The 17,006-nt window shown below is 41.9% G+C and carries 18 protein-coding genes and 3 pseudogenes; 9 read left to right on the top strand and 12 right to left on the bottom strand.

What is annotated here, in order from left to right:
• Window positions 1-39: 39 nt before the first annotated feature.
• Window positions 40-2,144, bottom strand: a pseudogene (locus tag JCM19055_RS00595) ((Fe-S)-binding protein).
• 150 nt (window positions 2,145-2,294) lie between these two features.
• Here JCM19055_RS00595 and JCM19055_RS26870 point away from each other — a divergent pair.
• The 3 genes from JCM19055_RS26870 to JCM19055_RS22195 are packed head-to-tail and all read left to right on the top strand — an operon-like array spanning window position 2,295 to window position 3,449.
• Entirely contained in the window at window positions 2,295-2,552 is a 258-nt protein-coding gene (locus JCM19055_RS26870; protein WP_052365730.1) for a hypothetical protein, read from the top strand.
• Window positions 2,506-3,015: a phospholipase D-like domain-containing protein gene (locus JCM19055_RS22200; RefSeq protein ID WP_052365729.1), complete on the top strand. Its 510-nt coding sequence runs from the start codon at window positions 2,506-2,508 to the stop codon at window positions 3,013-3,015. Before JCM19055_RS26870 ends, JCM19055_RS22200 begins: the two co-directional genes overlap by 47 nt.
• Window positions 3,003-3,449 (top strand): phosphatidylserine/phosphatidylglycerophosphate/cardiolipin synthase family protein, encoded by a 447-nt coding sequence (locus JCM19055_RS22195; protein WP_081833333.1) that lies wholly within the window; start codon window positions 3,003-3,005, stop codon window positions 3,447-3,449. Before JCM19055_RS22200 ends, JCM19055_RS22195 begins: the two co-directional genes overlap by 13 nt.
• 90 nt (window positions 3,450-3,539) lie before the next feature.
• On the opposite strand, the gene JCM19055_RS22190 is transcribed toward JCM19055_RS22195, so the two are convergent.
• Complete coding sequence (locus JCM19055_RS22190; RefSeq protein ID WP_052365727.1) at window positions 3,540-3,749, bottom strand: hypothetical protein; 210 nt, start codon at window positions 3,747-3,749, stop codon at window positions 3,540-3,542.
• Complete coding sequence (locus tag JCM19055_RS22185) at window positions 3,724-3,963, bottom strand: pyridoxamine 5'-phosphate oxidase family protein (RefSeq protein ID WP_052365726.1); 240 nt, start codon at window positions 3,961-3,963, stop codon at window positions 3,724-3,726. Before JCM19055_RS22185 ends, JCM19055_RS22190 begins: the two co-directional genes overlap by 26 nt.
• A 154-nt stretch (window positions 3,964-4,117) precedes the next feature.
• Between JCM19055_RS22185 and JCM19055_RS00580 the strand changes: the two genes are divergently transcribed.
• Window positions 4,118-5,008, top strand: a complete 891-nt coding sequence (locus JCM19055_RS00580; RefSeq protein WP_052365725.1) for an LD-carboxypeptidase — start codon at window positions 4,118-4,120, stop codon at window positions 5,006-5,008.
• Window positions 5,005-6,171, top strand: a pseudogene (locus JCM19055_RS00575) (M20 family metallopeptidase). Before JCM19055_RS00580 ends, JCM19055_RS00575 begins: the two are co-directional and overlap by 4 nt.
• A 24-nt stretch (window positions 6,172-6,195) precedes the next feature.
• Here JCM19055_RS00575 and JCM19055_RS00570 read toward each other — a convergent pair.
• From JCM19055_RS00570 to JCM19055_RS00545, 9 genes are all read right to left on the bottom strand, one after another.
• Window positions 6,196-6,987 carry an SDR family NAD(P)-dependent oxidoreductase gene (locus JCM19055_RS00570; protein WP_052365724.1) on the bottom strand — a complete coding sequence of 264 codons (792 nt, stop codon included), beginning with the start codon at window positions 6,985-6,987 and terminating at the stop codon, window positions 6,196-6,198.
• Window positions 6,959-7,108 (bottom strand): SDR family NAD(P)-dependent oxidoreductase, encoded by a 150-nt coding sequence (locus JCM19055_RS24975; RefSeq protein ID WP_193745247.1) that lies wholly within the window; start codon window positions 7,106-7,108, stop codon window positions 6,959-6,961. Before JCM19055_RS24975 ends, JCM19055_RS00570 begins: the two co-directional genes overlap by 29 nt.
• A gap of 81 nt (window positions 7,109-7,189) precedes the next feature.
• Complete coding sequence (locus JCM19055_RS27870; protein WP_265181609.1) at window positions 7,190-7,318, bottom strand: hypothetical protein; 129 nt, start codon at window positions 7,316-7,318, stop codon at window positions 7,190-7,192.
• Window positions 7,319-7,367: 49 nt separating this feature from the next.
• Window positions 7,368-7,973: an ABC transporter ATP-binding protein gene (locus JCM19055_RS00565; protein WP_052365723.1), complete on the bottom strand. Its 606-nt coding sequence runs from the start codon at window positions 7,971-7,973 to the stop codon at window positions 7,368-7,370.
• 124 nt (window positions 7,974-8,097) lie between these two features.
• A complete protein-coding gene (locus tag JCM19055_RS26865; protein WP_193745246.1) occupies window positions 8,098-8,271 on the bottom strand; it encodes a hypothetical protein in 174 nt (57 codons plus the stop codon).
• 144 nt (window positions 8,272-8,415) lie between these two features.
• The gene (locus tag JCM19055_RS00560) at window positions 8,416-9,189 is read right to left on the bottom strand and encodes an alpha/beta fold hydrolase (RefSeq protein WP_042358109.1); all 774 of its coding nucleotides are present in this window, start codon (window positions 9,187-9,189) and stop codon (window positions 8,416-8,418) included.
• A 120-nt stretch (window positions 9,190-9,309) separates the two neighbouring features.
• Window positions 9,310-10,983, bottom strand: coding sequence for an arginine--tRNA ligase (argS, locus tag JCM19055_RS00555; protein WP_042358108.1), 1,674 nt, complete (start codon window positions 10,981-10,983; stop codon window positions 9,310-9,312).
• A 3-nt stretch (window positions 10,984-10,986) separates the two neighbouring features.
• The gene (locus JCM19055_RS00550) at window positions 10,987-11,427 is read right to left on the bottom strand and encodes a DUF1934 domain-containing protein (RefSeq protein WP_042358107.1); all 441 of its coding nucleotides are present in this window, start codon (window positions 11,425-11,427) and stop codon (window positions 10,987-10,989) included.
• Window positions 11,428-11,581: 154 nt separating this feature from the next.
• Entirely contained in the window at window positions 11,582-12,049 is a 468-nt protein-coding gene (locus tag JCM19055_RS00545) for a nucleoside deaminase (protein ID WP_042358106.1), read from the bottom strand.
• Between the two features lie 238 nt (window positions 12,050-12,287).
• Here JCM19055_RS00545 and JCM19055_RS00540 point away from each other — a divergent pair, with 238 nt between their 5' ends.
• The 4 genes and pseudogenes from JCM19055_RS00540 (at window position 12,288) to JCM19055_RS00525 (ending at window position 16,949) form a co-directional block, all read left to right on the top strand.
• Window positions 12,288-12,788: a hypothetical protein gene (locus JCM19055_RS00540; protein ID WP_042358105.1), complete on the top strand. Its 501-nt coding sequence runs from the start codon at window positions 12,288-12,290 to the stop codon at window positions 12,786-12,788.
• A 385-nt stretch (window positions 12,789-13,173) separates the two neighbouring features.
• A pseudogene (locus JCM19055_RS00535) lies at window positions 13,174-15,479 on the top strand (ribonucleoside-diphosphate reductase subunit alpha).
• The gene (locus JCM19055_RS00530) at window positions 15,479-15,916 is read left to right on the top strand and encodes a flavodoxin domain-containing protein (RefSeq protein WP_042358104.1); all 438 of its coding nucleotides are present in this window, start codon (window positions 15,479-15,481) and stop codon (window positions 15,914-15,916) included. Before JCM19055_RS00535 ends, JCM19055_RS00530 begins: the two are co-directional and overlap by 1 nt.
• A 1-nt stretch (window position 15,917) precedes the next feature.
• Window positions 15,918-16,949, top strand: coding sequence for a ribonucleotide-diphosphate reductase subunit beta (locus tag JCM19055_RS00525; RefSeq protein WP_042358318.1), 1,032 nt, complete (start codon window positions 15,918-15,920; stop codon window positions 16,947-16,949).
• The last annotated feature ends 57 nt before the right edge of the window (window positions 16,950-17,006 follow it).

Here is a 17,006-nt window from a genome sequence, read left to right as displayed (position 1 = left end):
AGGATTCCCGAACAGCCAAAGCCGTTCGGGATGAACAAGTTATGCAGATACAGTTTCGTTTTGTTTCACGCCAATAACTGAACGTTCTAGAATTTCTACGATATCTAATGTTTCAACGGATTCTTCGACTTCTTTGTCTTTCGTACCGTCACTTAGCATCGTTAAGCAATACGGACAAGCACTACCAATCATCGTCGGATCCACAGCAAGTGCTTGCTCCGTACGTGAGACGTTTACTCGTTGCCCAGCTTCTTCTTCCATCCACATCATACCGCCACCGGCTCCACAACACATACCGTCTTCACGGTTGCGATCCATTTCCACAACTTTAAGTCCTGGAATCGCACGTAGAATTTCGCGTGGTGGATCATAAACTCCGTTATAACGTCCTAAATAGCAGGAGTCATGGTACGTAATCGTTTCATTTAATTCATGACTTGGCTTAAGTCTTCCATCTTTCACTAAGTCCATGAGTAACTCTGTGTGATGATACACTTCGACATCTTCAAGCCCGAATTCCCCATACTCGTTTTTGAAAATATTATAAGCATGCGGGTCAATCGTGACGATTTTCTTCACGTCATTCTTTTGGAACTCAGCGATATTCGCTGTTGCAAGCTCTTGGAATAAAAATTCATTCCCGATCCGACGTGGTGTATCTCCAGAGTTCTTTTCCTTGTTCCCTAAAATTGCGAACTTCACGTCGGCTTCATTCATTAACTTCGCAAACGATGCAGCGATCTTCTGACTTCTCTTATCGTATGAACCCATACTTCCGACAAAGAACAAGTATTCGAACTCTTCATCGCGCTTCTTCATTTCTTTCACTGTCGGTGCATCGATATCTTCACGACTATCACGCCAGTTTTCGCGCTCTTTCCGGTTAATGCCCCACGGGTTACCTTGACGCTCAATATTCGTCATCGCACGTTGAGCATCTGGGTTCATTTTCCCTTCAGTTAAAACGAGGTAACGACGCATGTCGATGATTTTGTCAACGTGTTCGTTCATAACTGGACATTGATCCTCACAATTACGGCACGTCGTACAAGCCCAAAGCTCTTCTTCTGTAATGACGTCACCGATCAAGTTCACATCATAACTCGCTGCAGCTTCCTCACTACCTTTAGCTGCAAGTTGGTTGGCAGTTGCACCGCTAAATGCATAAGCCGGTAGCCAAGGGCTTTGTGAAGTAACAGCTGCACCTTTTTCTGTAAGGTGATCGCGCATCTTTAATAAAAGGTCCATTGGTGAAAGCATCTTCCCGCTTCCTGTTGCCGGACACATATTCGTACAACGACCGCACTCTACACAGGCGTATAAATCAAGAAGTTGCTTTTGATCGAAATCTTCAATCTTTCCTTTACCGAATACTTCTTTGCTTTCGTCTTCAAAATCGATCGACTCGAGCTTACCTGTAGGCTTCGTTGGTCCAAGCCATACATTTGCAGGTCCTGCAATCAAGTGAGCATGCTTCGATTGTGGAACGTACACTAAGAACGAAAGTAAGAAGAGTAAGTGCAACCACCAGAATACGTAGAACAGTGCAGTTGCGACATCTGGACCTACAAATGCCATCCCTTGAGCAATAGCGGAGGATGCAGGTTCAAATACAGACCAGCTTGCGTACCCTTGTACAATTTGATCCATCCTTTAGTCATCAGCTTAAAGACCATAACGCCTGACAAGAAGATGAGTACAAGGCCTGCTTTCCAATTGCGCTTCAATCTCACAATCTTCTCAATATAACGACGGTAAAACGCCCAAACAACCCCGAATAAAATCATGACTACAACGAGTTCTTGCGAAAGTGTAAACCACGGGTAAAGCGGACCTAACGGCAGATGACTTCCCGGATTTAACCCTTTCCAAATGACATCAATTGCACTAAATTGAACAATTAGAAATCCGTAAAAGAAAATTACATGAATGATACCACTCTTCTTATCTTTCAGTAATTTCTTTTGCCCAAAAACATTCGTAAGTACTGCATCGCGTCTTTCTTTTGACGTAAGAATAAACTTTGCTTCTTGCCCAAGCTTAATAAAACCGATTCGCGTTGTTACTAATTTTGCGAATAAAAATACGGCATACGCTGTCACTAACAAGAAAGCGATTACATGAATCCAGTGAAAGACCTCCACGAATGACTCTCCTTTCCAAACCCTATGAATTTTCTTTCTACTATTAACAATTAGTATAACAAAAAAAGCGACTGAATGACTATTCATTTGTAAATTTCATTCATGATTCCACTCACTTCGGGCAAAGTAACAGTAAAAGGAGTGACTGATATGGCTTTAACGATTTTCTTTTCTATTCTTTTCCTCCTCATCTTATTCGTCATCTTGGTCGTCCTCGATTTTCGTGGCGGTCGCTCCAAACATCAAGCACAAGCTACAAATGCCGTAATCACGCCGAAACGTAACGGAAAAGCCGAATTGATTGATGATGGACAAGTTTTTTTTAATACATTATTCCGAGATATTGAAACCGCTCACGACCATGTTCATTTATCGTTTTTTTATTTGGAAGGAAGGTCGGATCGGTGAACAACTGCTCGCACTTTGTGAACGCAAAGCAAGAGACGGTGTGCAAGTCCTCATTCTCGTTGATCGATTAGGGAGTTCAATTACAAAGCAAGTGAAGACAAGAGTCGAACAGTCTGGTGTTGTTTTCGCCTACACACATTCACCTAAATTTCCACATTGGTTCTATAATGCGAATCGACGATACCACCGCAAAATTGCGGTGATTGACCAACGAGCAGCTTATATAGGCGGTTTTAATGTAGGGGATGAATACATCGGTAAAGACCCGAAATATGGGTTTTGGCGCGATTTACACATTCGCATCGAAGGAACCATTTTAGATGACATTCAACAACGATTTTTAGACGACTGGGAAGGGGCGAGAGCTCCTAAACCAAACCTCACAACGACTCCAAGTGACAAAGTAGGAAGGAGGTCTTCCAGCTATTTTATTCGGAAGGCAAAGGGGTTATCGACAAATTAAATGAATGGCTTAATCGTGCTGACCATTCCATTACCATTGTTACCCCTTATTTTATCCCAAGCAAAGTCTTGCACCATACGCTTATGAGCAAAGCACGTAAGGGTATTTCCATTAAAATACTCATTCCAGATATTGAGGACCACCCATTCGTGAAATCAGCAGCCTATGCTTACTTGCCTTCTCTAATGGAAGCAGGTTGCAAATTCTATCGTTACACAGACGGGTTTTATCACGGAAAAGCGATTGTCATTGATGGAAAAGAAGCCCAAATTGGTTCTGCAAATTTTGATAAACGTAGCTTTCATTTAAACGATGAGCTTGATCTTGTTGTTCCTGGTGGACCCTTTGTACAAACGATCGCAACGACACTTCGAAAAGATATTGCAGGGGCTACCCCTCTAACCCTTGAAGACGTCAAAACCGTAGTGTATTAAACAAGATTAAAACTAAGATTGCCGTTATGATTTCTGAATTTCTCTAAATAAAAAGATGCTGCCACATGACAGCATCTTTTATTTTAATTATTACAGGCGGAGTTCTTGGGGGGTGTCAAACTCCTCGTCATTCTTATAACGGATCACACTCGGTTTTAAAGCAAGAACCACAAATTCCTCATCTTCAGGACCTGAGTACTTTTCTGCTACTTTTTCTGACCATGCTTTTTGTTTTTCTGTGGCGTCCGTTACAATCGTTGCGGTCGCTTCAATTTCAACAAAGCTGTCGTTTTTTTTCATCATAACCGAGTAAAATATGAACATGGGCATTTTCTTCGATGTCCTCGACTTTATGCGTATGTCTGCCTGTCGGTGTATAGAGCATTAACCCATCATGATAAAAGGTCATATAACGAGCGTATGGACGGTCATCCTTCATCGTAGAAAGTACGCCAATTCGATTTTCTTTTAGCACTTCGATCACGTGATCTTTTAATTGTTCGTGATTTGACATCCGCAGTAACCTCCTATGGTTTCATTTCATAGTTACCATTCCCTGCATGTCCGATTTTTACTCTATGGATCTTTTCAACTCTTACAATAAAGGTGTGTTTTTATGAAGAAAAAAACGCAAACCATTCTCCGTTTTATCTGGAAGCACGATCGGATTGATTAGTCCGTCAGGTCCAACGAAGCAAGAAAGTTTCGACAAAGCAACTGCGCTTTTGCAAAACTTAGGGTTTAACGTGACGACAGCTCGTCCTTTCCGTGAATACCCTGGCTATTTAGCTGGGTCAATTGAAGAGCGAGTTGAAGAGTTGCACACACTATTCGTCGATCCTGATGTTGATGCAATCCTTTCATTACGTGGTGGATACGGAAGTGCATCGCTCCTTCCCTATTTAGACTTTGATTTAATTGCTAGGCATCACAAACCGTTCTTAGGATATAGCGATGTAACTGCTTTGCATATCGCCCTTTGGCAAAAAGCGAAAATGATCACCTTCCATTCACCAATGGCAACATCTGATCTACTTAAGGCACCACAATCATCCATTGATCATCTCCTAGCTTCACTTCAAGCCGAAACGTATCCTGGTAGGATTATGAATCCAGAGAATATACCATTAACAACGATGATGCCTGGGACTGCAGAAGGTGAATTAGTAGGTGGAAACTTATCGGTTTTAACGAGCCTAATAGGGACGCCATATGAATTGGATTTACGAGGAAAGATCTTATTTCTTGAAGACGTTGGTGAAGAACCGTATGCGATTGACCGAATGTTAACGCAATTGCATTTATCAGGGAAGCTGCACGATGTGAGCGGCTTTCTAATCGGGACGTGGGAAGATTGTGAGTCTGAAGACTACAAAGATGGAGATACCGTCGATGACGTCCTTACACGTATTCTTACACCGTATAAGAAACCGATGCTTTCTAATTTACAAGCTGGCCATAGCCGACTTCAATTGACGCTCCCACTCGGAGCTCGAGTAAGGATCGATGCAACAGCTCAACACATTTATGTTTTAGAACAGGTGGTGCTTCCTTCATGACGTTAAAACGAGCAAACGAATTACTTCCTTGGCTCACTGCGATTCGACGGGATTTTCATGAACATCCTGAATTAAGTACACAAGAGTTTCGAACGATGGACCGCATTTGCCATTACTTAGATGAACTTTCTATTCCATATGAAAAAGGAATTTTTAATACAGGAGTTGTTGCAACCATTCAAGGAGCAAAGGAACATCCTGTCGTTGCTCTTCGCGCAGACATGGATGCCTTACCGATACACGAACAAAATGATGTTCCTTATCGATCAAAAAACGATGGGGTCATGCATGCGTGCGGACATGATGCACATATGACCGTCCAGCTTGGGGCAGCAAAGTTATTACAAGATGAGCGCAACCATTTAAATGGTACGATTAAACTGTTATTCCAACCAGCAGAAGAAACCGTAGGTGGGGCATTACCGATGATTAAAGAAGGAGCACTCGAAAACGTAGAAGGCATCTTTGGTTTGCACGTAGCACCAGAGATTCCAGTCGGTAACGTCGGTGTGCGCTACGGACAAATGAACGCCGCCTCCGATGCTTTTTATATCACCATTCACGGTAATAGTTCACATGCAGCTTACCCTTCTTCAAGTGTTGATGCGATCGTCATTGCAAGTTATGTCATTACTGCTCTTCAAACGATCGTAAGCCGCAATGTTGATGCTCGTGATAGCGCTGTACTATCATTTGGAATGATTCAAGGAGGAAACGCCCGAAATGTGATCGCGGACTCGGTTACGTTTGAAGGGACGTTACGAACGCTACTTCCAGAAACACGTGACTATGTCGTCTCTCGGATTAAAGAGACCGTTGAGCACGTTGCAAAAGGATTTGGAGCAAGTGCAACGATTAATCATGAACCGGTTATCGTGCGCTTATTAACGATGACACGATGATTGATCACATCAAAAAAATCGGTCACTACACTACTCGGAAACGATCATCTACAACCGATCGAGAAACCGAGTTTAGGCGTTGAAGACTTTGCCTTTTTCGCAGCAGAAGTACCGGGTGCCTTCTATCGTCTAGGTGTTCGTAATGATGCTCGTGGAATTGTTCATGGCGGGCATACGAATCGTTTTGATGTTGATGAAGCTGCGCTAGCTATTGGTGCTGCCATTCAGGTCGAAGCGGTACGACAATTTTTAAACGACTAAACTTCCTAACGCTTAGCTCTTATGCTAAGCGTTAGATTTCGATTTTGGATAAAACACACCCGTCAAATGCTCAGAAACCTCAAACAAACGTAATGCACTTGCCTCGTCATATAACTCGTCTCCAATCGAATCAATAAACGGATCCCCAATTCGTCGTCGTTTTGAGTGAGGACCGACATATTCTCCACCATGAATCGACGGATGTAATGCTGCAAACAAAATTGATTTTGCTCCCCTTTGCGTTGATTGTGCAAAACGCTCTTGCATCAAATAGATAAGCCCTTTGGCTGAACGCTCCTCTCCCCGTGACAATAAATTTGACTTCGTAATCCCGGGGTGGCAAGCAACACTCTTAACGGCCCAATTGTTATCTTCAAATAACTTCTGTAAGCGGAGTGCAAATAGTAAATTAGCATACTTACTCTGGCGATAATATTGAAAGGGGCGATAATGCTTCACTCCTTGAAGATCCTCAAAGAACATCGTTTTTTTGTGTGCTGCAAGACTACTAACCGTTACGACCCTTGCATGTGGGCTCGTTTTTAGCATTGGCAACAAATGCCCAGTCAGCGCAAAATGCCCTAGATGATTCACACCAAATTGCAGTTCAAACCGATCTTCGGTTAACTTATGAGGTGGCATCATCACACCGGCGTTATTGATTAGAAGACTTAGTGACTCGTACTTTTTTTGAAATGCATCAGCAAACTCTTTTACGCTTTTGAGGCTTGCAAGGTTTAGATGCATAACTTCGATCGAGTTGATACGTTTATTCTCTTGGAGCTGTTTAACTACTTTTTTTCCCTTTGTCGACATTTCGAACGGCAATGATTACGTTTGCTTGTTGCTCTTTTGCAAGTGTACGCGCAGTTTCTAAGCCAAGACCACTGCTCCCACCTGTTACAATGACCGTTTTTCCCTTAAGCTCATTGCTCATAAATTGCTCCTCACCCTCATTTGGAACCATAAAGGATTCTTTTATATTTGTTAAATATTTAATTCAGAATTCTTTTTGGTTTCATTTGGTGTATTCTTCAATTTTTAATTGATATTGCTCGTTCTCTTTTTGAATAGTTACCGGATGACGACAAAACTCAGAGAGCTGTTCAGATGTTAGCAGTTGTTCTGTTTTCCCTGCTCTAAACACCCTCCCCTCTCGCAATAAAAGGGTCGATTTGAATGCGGGGAGGATCTCGTCAACTTGATGTGTAATGTAGAGAATTGTTGTTTTTTTGCTCTTCTGCTAATTTCTTTACGTTCTCAAGCAGCTGCGCTTTTGAAAAGAAATCCAGTCCATTGCAAGGTTCATCGAGCATGAGTATTTCTGGTTCTGCCATGAGCGCTCGTCCGATTAAAACGCGCTGTTTCTCTCCTTGTGACATTTGCTCATACGGCTGCCGTTCAAGGTAACCGATCCCTAAATCACTTAAGATTTTTTTAGCTTTGTGCATTTGACGTTCGCTTGGATATGTATGTAAGCCAATGCTTGCATGTAGCCCGCTTAATACGACTTCAATGCCGTAATTTTGGAGTTGATCATGCATCTTTTCTGAAAACGAAAAGCTGACGAGCCCGATTCTTTTTCGGAGCTCTTGCCAAGGGTACTGACCGAACTGCTTTCCGAATAAATAAACATCACCACTCGAAGGAAATTGATATCCACATATAATGTTCAATAACGCTGTTTTTCCAGCCCCATTCATTCCGAGAATTGCCCAATGTTCTCCCCGTTCTACATGCCAGTTAATCGAATCTAAAATGACTTTATCTCGTTTGAAACTAACGTTTTCTAACGTGATCATTCGTTCACACTCCTTTTCTTCTATATTATAGTAATTAGAATAGTAAAAAAAGTGAGGGCGAAACGAAAAAGCTAACGTTGTCAGATTGTCGTTAGCTTTTTTTCTCGAATCTATTTAGATTTGCTCAATGACAATGTATACAAAGATTGTAGCCTAACGCGATTAATCCTTCATACTCTGCCGCACTTACGAGGAATTGCTGATCTTCTATGACAATTTGTTTATGTTCACATTGATCCGTCACGAATCGCGTACGATGAATCACATACTTTCCATGGTCAATCATGTATTTAGACAAATAGACCGTGTCCCCTACTTATGACGTTGACTCGCTGTTGCATCGCCCTACATAAATTAACCCTTCACTAACCCAATCTATGGTTCATCAACCACATGTATGATTTATTAAACATAAATCATACATACGTCCTTATGCTTCTACTCACAAACGCTCTGTAAATCGTTGAATGACATGGTTCAGTTCATTTGAACGTCTTGTCGGTACTTGGTGGCCTACACCATCAATGTAAGCGGTGTGAACTTCCCCCTTTGTAACCTGCTCATAAAAGTTAATTTGGTACCCTTGGACGTAGCGATCATGAACGCCATAAATGAGTAACAGTGGGACTTCCAATTGGTGCAAGCGCCTAGTAAAGTCCGTTTGTTTACCAGCTGAATACCACGTTCGTAACACATCAGATCGTACACTTCTAACGGTCGCTTGGATTTTTTTACGCGTTGTATGATGTTTCGTATGAGAATGGGACAGCACGTATGCCATTAAAGACTGCCAATGGTGACTAGCCGCAAAAACACCAAGCTGGAATTCTCTCTCTAATAACAACGTATCAACGACTGGGAAACCACCGATTAAAATAATTGCTTTTGTTCGGTTTGGGTAGGATAGTGCAAACTCTAGTGCTGGCAATCCACCGTAAGAATACCCACACAAGACAACTGAGTGGTCTTTTTCAACGGTAGTAACGTCATACGCATCCGCTGCCCATCTTTTAATCGTAAGTGGGACTTTACCGACCTCACTTAATCCATGTCCCCGTGCATTAAGCGCTACAAGCTTGTGTCCATTGGCTAATGGTTTTTGCTCTCTGAACACCGCTGCTCCGAGTGCAGGTGGATGAAAAAAATAAATAGGTACGCCTTCTCCAAGAGTAAAATAGTGCAACCATGTGCCATCTTCCGTTTTTATTCGTTTCATTTCTTCCACCTCTTACACTTACGATGCCCGCAATTTGATTAGCTTAGTAATGCCAATCTATACAAAAAAAGCCTTGGCGCTAAGCAAATTAATCAGCTTAACGCCAAGGCTTCTTTTTATTTACATTTTCTCTGGTGCGTGTACACCAATTAATGTAAGTCCGTTTCGTAAAACAGTCTGGGCTGCTTTAACGAGTGCCAATCGCACGTTCGTTAATTCTTTGTTCGACTCATCTACAATTCGTTCTGCATTGTAGTAACTATGGAACGTGGAGGCGAGTTCGTGTAAATAGTTCGGAATTCGGTGCTGTGCGTATTGATCTGCCGCACCTGCAATTACGCTTGGGAACTCCCCGATCTTTTTAAGAAGCTCATAAGCTTTGTCTGAATCAATCAGCTCTAAATTAAGAGATTGTTCATCGTAGGTAATGCCTTTTTCTTCCGCTTGTTTAAACAAGCTACTCACACGGGCATGTGCATATTGGACGTAGTACACGGGGTTTTCATTAGACTGTTGCTCTGCAAGATCCATATCAAAGTCTAAATGTGTATCAACGCTACGCATCGCGAAGAAATAGCGAGTCGCATCAAGTCCAACTTCTTCCCATAGCTCTCGCATTGTTACTGCGTTACCCGTACGCTTACTCATCTTTACACGCTCACCGCTACGCATTAAGTTCACGTTTTGACCAATTTGGAAAGAGAGCTTGTCTTTCGGGTAGCCAAGAGCTTGTACGGCTGCTTGCATACGAGGAATGTATCCGTGATGATCTGCACCAAACAAGTCAACGAGATGATCAAATCCACGATCTAGCTTATCTTTATGGTAAGCGATGTCTGGAAGTAGATACGTATACGTTCCATCTTGTTTGACGAGTACACGGTCTTTATCATCACCATAAGCCGATGACTTAAACCAAGTTGCGCCGTCTTGGTCGAAAGCTTCTCCGTTCTCACGAAGTGTTTCAAGTGTCTCAACGACTTTGCCCGACGTATAGAGTGACGTCTCAGAGAACCACGTATCAAAGCGAACTCTAAAATCGGCTAAATCTTGTTTTAGCTTTTCTAAAAGTTCTTGTAGGCCGAGCTCTCTAAATTTCCGTAGACGTTCAGTTTCATCCATCTCGACAAATTCTGATCCGTATTGTTCAGAAATACGGTTTCCGATTTCGACAATGTCCGCACCTTGGTAACCGTCTTCAGGAATTTCAGCTTCTTGACCTTGTGCTTGTAGGTACCGAACCTCTACAGACTTCGCTAGGTTATCAATTTGGTTGCCTGCATCGTTAATGTAGTATTCTCGCTCAACCTGATATCCTGCCATATCTAAAATGTTACTAAGCGCATCTCCAACCGCTGCTCCACGAGCATGGCCAAGGTGAAGCGTACCTGTCGGATTTGCTGAAACAAATTCGAGCAACACAGACGTTCCTTTTCCTGCATTCGACCTTCCGTACTCCTGATTCTCTGTAAGAACAGCAGGTAACACATCGCGGAGAAAGCGTAAATCAAGGAACAAGTTGATAAAACCAGGTCCTGCAATATCCGCTTGCTTTACATAGGCTTTATCATGATCTAAATGATCCAAAATCGCTTGTGCAATCTCGCGGGGGTTTCGCTTCGCAATTTTCGTTAATTGCATGGCTACATTCGTCGCAAAATCCCCATGGTTTTTGTCTTTTGGCGTTTCTAATATGATGTCAGGTACTTGTTCACTGCTTGCAAGCCCTGAAGAAACCACGGCTGCTTGAATGGCTTCTTTCATTTGTTCCTTCGCTTGGTCCAAGATGTTCATTGTTTACTGTTGCTCCTCCTTGATTTTTATCTTTACATCATAATGCCCCGCCAATTGTCCTTGCAACTCTAAATCATACGTAAAGGCCAATTGACCGAGCAATGCATCCTTTTTAAACCATTTAATTTGGAGGTCTTCCGTTTTTGCTAACGTTTGAAAAGTTGCATACGCGGTTTTATAAGACCCCTCGGTTTCTTTACCTGGTGTATATTCTTGGCGCATTGATACGGCTCCTTGCCGAAGCACTGTTAGACTGTCCGGCTGAATCTTAAGCACTGTCTTAACTTCACCAATGTCCTCAAGTTGTTCGTTCCACGTCACAAACGTGCTTTGACTCTTTTTGACGAGTTGTCCAGAGCCACTAACTGAGATCTCTTTCTTTTCGCCCGCTTGTTCTACGTTCGTCTCCATTGTAACAAATACTGGAATGCCTTGTTCACTCATTTCGGCCTCCCCTTTCCTATTAATGAGTGTATCCAATCTGACTTTGCTCTGCAATTGCTCTACAGTAACATTCGCCCTTTCTTCGGAAATCCCCGTCTCTAACTTTGTCTAAAGACATCGAAAAACGCGGAGGAATTGAATCCCCCGCGTTTGTTTAGTATTCGACTTTATCAATTTTACTTTTCCATTGTTCAAACGGCCGCTCATCATCTAAATCGAGTCGAACGAACGGGATCAGCCGTTCATTTTCAACTTTAGCAATTTCATCATAAATGAACGCATCGTCAAAACCGATCTTAGCAGCATCGTCTTTGTTCATTGCATAGTACACATGTGTGGGGCGTGCCCAATAGATCGCCCCTAAACACATTGGACACGGTTCACAGCTTGAATAGATGATACAACCGTCTAGCTGGAAAGTCCCTAAGTTTTTACACGCATCGCGAATGGCGGTTACTTCAGCATGAGCCGTCGGATCATTGTCTTTCGTTACGACATTTCCGCCTCGACCGACAATGCTCCCGTCTTTTACGACAATGGCACCGAACGGTCCGCCACCGCTTTCTAAGTTTTCACAAGCAACGTTTATCGCTTCTTTAAGAAATCTCGAATGGTTTGTCATTGATTACACTCTCCAGTCTCTCTATATGTTGTGATCTTTGTAGGGACACTCCCTTCGTCAAAAATCACGATCGTTCCTGCATATAAATTGAAAAACGGATTGAAGAACTATGTTCCTTACCACTTTATTCCTGATTATTCGTGATTTCTAACCTAGAAATCGAGTACAGCTTACTTGTAAACCTCTCCTTTTCTTTGTATTATTAAATTTCAGTGAAGGAGAGAGAGGCGGCGGCTGTATGAACGTATCGAAGGCTTCACTTATACCGGGAATACTTACAATTGGACTCCTGACCGCATGTGGTCAAGATTCCGCCCAAGAAGAACTTCTAGATTACTTAAATGGTCCTTATGATGAGTTTCTAGATATGTATGATGAACTTAGCTATATTTATGATGATTATGAAGACGCTGGTTCACAAGGTGACGATGAACGAGTTCTTGAGATTATTCAAGCAGATTTAATCCCTCAATACGATGAGATGTACGATCATTTAACGTCGCTTTCTTTTGAAGAGGCTGACATCGAAGAATTAAATGAACTGCTTATTGAAGAAACAAACTACAACCAAGAAGCTGTGCTTGCCGAAGAAGAAGCGTATCGAATCGTTCTTGAAAACGGAGAAAGTGCGGATGAGCTTTTTGATGAACGAGACGAGTACTATGATCTTGCTGACGAAAAATTAATGGAATTTGATCAATTGTTAAATGAATTAATGGAAACGTATGATGTAGAATAATTTTTTTGCGATGAAACATGTGGTTTCATCGCTTTTCTAATTTGTGTCGGTTTTTTTCATAATTTCTCCTCTTACAATGAACCGAAACATCCATTATAATTACGAACGGAGTCGATTTTTAAATCTCGTTATTCGACAATAATGACCATCTATAACTAAATGGTTACATTGTGAAACGGAATCAATGGTTGATAGGAAGAACTAGATACTTCCAATGTCAACACGGTTATTGTTTCAAATTCGAACATTATACACAAATATGACAAACCACAACTTATAGTGGTTTGCTTTTATTTTCGGCACAACAAGTTGTGGTTTAGGCGTAGATTTTCAGGGTAAATAATGCTAAGATAGAGTTAACAAAGAGGATTGGAAGTGGCAATACATGACGATCATAATGAAGCATGATGGCGCTCGTAAGATGCCTTTTGACAAAGAGCGCTTGTTTGCGTTTATTGATGAAGTAACAACCGACATTCGTATTACTAAATACGTTGATCAATATAAAGAGAAAATCGTAAAAACCATCGAAGCAAAAGAAGAATATGCAGCAGCGGACATTACCCAACTCTTGCTTTTAACTGCCGCTGAGAACAATGACATCGCTGTGCCTGAATGGACATATGTTGCATCGAAGATCTTCCTTCGTGACCTCTACAAAAAAAGCAGCATATAACCGTAGTTATGATGCAAAACAACGATACGGAAGTTTCTACGGCCTCCAAAAGCGTCTTGGTCAACTCGGCATTTATGATGTAACGATTTTACGCGATTACACACAAGATGAAATTGAAGAAGCTGCCAAGTTTATCGAGCCTGATCGCGACTACTTACTTACTTATGCTGGACTAAGAACATTAAGTGATCGTTACTTAGCGAAAGGCTATGACGGTAAGGAAGTCTATGAGTTACCACAAGAACGCTGGTTGACAATTGCAATGACTCTTATGTCTCAAGAAGACCGCTCCAAGCGTTTATCGCTCGTAAAAGAAGCTTATTGGGCGCTCTCCAACCTCTACATGACCGTTGCAACACCAACACTCGCGAACGCTGGAAAGAAAGCAGGCCAACTATCAAGCTGCTTTATTGATACGATTGATGATAGCCTTCAAGGCATTTATGATTCGAATACAGACATTGCAAACGTAAGTAAGTACGGTGGCGGTGTTGGGGTTTACATCGGAAAAGTACGTGCTGCAAACTCTGATATTCGTGGCTACAAAAATACTTCTTCTGGTGTCGTGCCATGGATCCGTCAAATTAACAACACAGCAGTTAGTGTCGACCAACTTGGAACACGTGCAGGAGCTGTTGCCGTCTATTTAGATGTGTGGCATGCAGATATCTTTGAATTCCTCGACCTTAGACTAAATAACGGTGATGAGCGTAAACGTGCACATGACATTTTCACAGGGGTTAACTTACCTGATATTTTCATGGAAGCTGTTGAGTCACGTGGTGACTGGTATTTATTCGATCCACACGAAGTACGCCGAGTATTTGGTTGGTCACTTGAAGATAGTTACGATGAAGAGCCTGGTAAAGGGACGTTCCGCGATCGTTATGAGATGTGTGTACAATCAACAGAGCTTACGAGTCGCAAAAAAAGTCAAAGCCATTGATGTCATGAAGCGCATCATGCAATCCCAGCTTGAGACTGGAACGCCATATATGTTCTATCGTGATGAAGTAAACCGTATGAATGCGAACAAACATGAAGGTATTGTTTATAGCTCAAACCTTTGTACAGAGATTATGCAGAACATGTCAGAAACGGTTGTTATTGAACAAATTGAAGCCGACGGAGAGATCGTCGTTCGCAAAAAGCCAGGTGACTTTGTCGTCTGTAACCTTTCTTCAATTAACTTAGGACGTGCCGTACGTTCTGATGTGTTATCACGCTTGATCCCGATTCAAGTGCGTATGCTTGATAATGTAATCGATATTAACAACCTGCCTGTACTCCAAGCACAGATTACGAACAAGAAATACCGTGCAATTGGGTTAGGAACGTTCGGTTGGCATCACCTACTCGTTCAAAAGGAACTTTCATGGGATGATCCTAAAGCCGTGCAATTGGCCGATGAATTGTATGAGGAAATTGCTTATCGTACGATTCAAGCAAGTGCACAACTCGCAGAAGAAAAAGGAAGTTACCCTGCCTATGAAGGATCTGAGTGGAGCGACGGGAAATACTTTGAACGTCATGGCTACACTGAAGTTGACGAAGACAAAGCCTACTCCCACTATGAGCGTTGGCAAAAACTTGCAAAGCAAGTACAAGAAACAGGAATTCGTAACGGCTATTTAATGGCTGTAGCACCGAACAGTTCCACGGCTACGATTGCGGGTAGTACTGCAGGTATTGACCCAACATTTGGTCCAAGCTACGTGGAAGAGAAGAAAAATTATCGAATTACAGTAACTGCACCTGATATTACAGGTGAAAACTATAAATACTATGAGAAAACAGCCTTCCAACAAGATCAATTTGCAAGCATTGCTCATAACGCTGCTCGTCAAAAGCACGTAGATCAATCTCAATCGTTTAACCTTTACGTACCAGCTTCAATTAAGGCAAAGACGTTACTTGACCTACACATTTCTGCTTGGAAAGCAGGACTTAAAACGACGTACTACGTACGAAGCAGTAAGATTAACATTCAAGAATGTGAATGGTGCGCGAGTTAATGAAGCATGTTTTAGTGCTACATGAATCGTTAAGTGGCAATACGAAACGTCTTGCGGACCTTGTAGCTGAACTTCTTAAACAACGAGAAGCGATTGTCAACGTACAATCGCTTCGCACCTTTTTAAATGAACCTAAAGCGCGTACACAAATGCAGCTTGAGCAGTATGATAAAGTACTCATTGGCACGTACACTGATGATTCCCATCAACCTCCTGAACTGATTGAAGAGCTACTCGAAACGTACGACTTAACCGAGTACAATGTAGCAGCTTTTGGCACCGGAGACACTCAGTGGGGAGACAGCTACTGCTATGCAGCCGATGTCGTTGCTAAAGAATCTCAATCAAAAGACCCTGTACTAAAAATAGAACAAATGCCTGCAAAAACTGACCTTGAAACAATTATTGAATGGCTGGAGGCGATTGGTAGTGAATAATATGATGCAAAAAGTAGCAATAATGGAACCGACCAACCCTGTTCGTTCAACAGGAATTATAAATGGCCGTTCAAGTGGTATTCTCAATTGGAACGACATTGCGTATCCTTCTTTTTACCGAACGTATCGAGAATTAATGTCTAATTTCTGGATTCCACAAGAAGTCAACATGAGCCCGGATTCAAAGTCGATCGTTGACTTAACAGAAGAAGAATTACGTGCATACAAATTAACAATCGGTCTACTTGCAACGCTTGATACTCCTCAAGCTCGCCTCATTCATGGTGTAAGTGAGTACGTAAGTGACGATAGTGTACATGCCATTGCAGCAGTCATTGCGCAACAAGAAGTTGTACACAATGAAAGCTATTCTTATGCTCTTTCTTCCCTATTTAGTTACGAGGAGCAAAAACAAATCTTTGATGATGCACGCCAAAACAAAACAATCATTCAACGTAATGAACGTGTTATGGCCGCATACGATGAATTTCTTAAAAACCCAACAGAACAAAACCTCGTGAAAGTTATTATCTATTCAATTATTCTTGAAGGTATTTTCTTCTACAGCGGGTTTGCATATTTCTACAACCTTGCACGCCAACAGAAAATGAACGCAACAGCTCAAATTATTAGCTTTATTAACCGTGATGAGCTCGTACACGGCAAGTTTATGTCTGAACTTTTACGTGCTGTACTCGGTGAAAACCCTCACTTAAACACAGAAGAATTAACAACATTTATCGAGCAAGAATTCCAATATGCTGTTGAATCTGAGATTGAGTGGTCAGAAGAAGTTTTACAAGGACTTGTTGGGATCGACCTTGATGAGATGAGCACCTACATTAAGTACCGTGCCAACAAAATGCTAAAAACACTTGGAATTGATCCGATCTATGAAGATGCTCATGACAATGGCATGCCATGGATTAAAGCTTTTGTCGATAACTTTGATGAAACAAAAACCGATTTCTTTGAAGCGAGAAATCGTAGTTATGAGAAAGTTGATGCTGATAACGGCTTTGACGAACTCTAAAACAAATCGTGTCGTTATAAAACCCCCTGCGATTCCACATCAGGGGGTTATTTTACG

The organism is Geomicrobium sp. JCM 19055 (assembly GCF_000698185.1).
Classification (GTDB): domain Bacteria; phylum Bacillota; class Bacilli; order Bacillales; family Marinococcaceae; genus Geomicrobium_A; species Geomicrobium_A sediminis.
The sequence above is the reverse complement of the archived record's forward strand: the minus strand, read 5'-3'. Positions and strand labels throughout refer to the sequence as shown.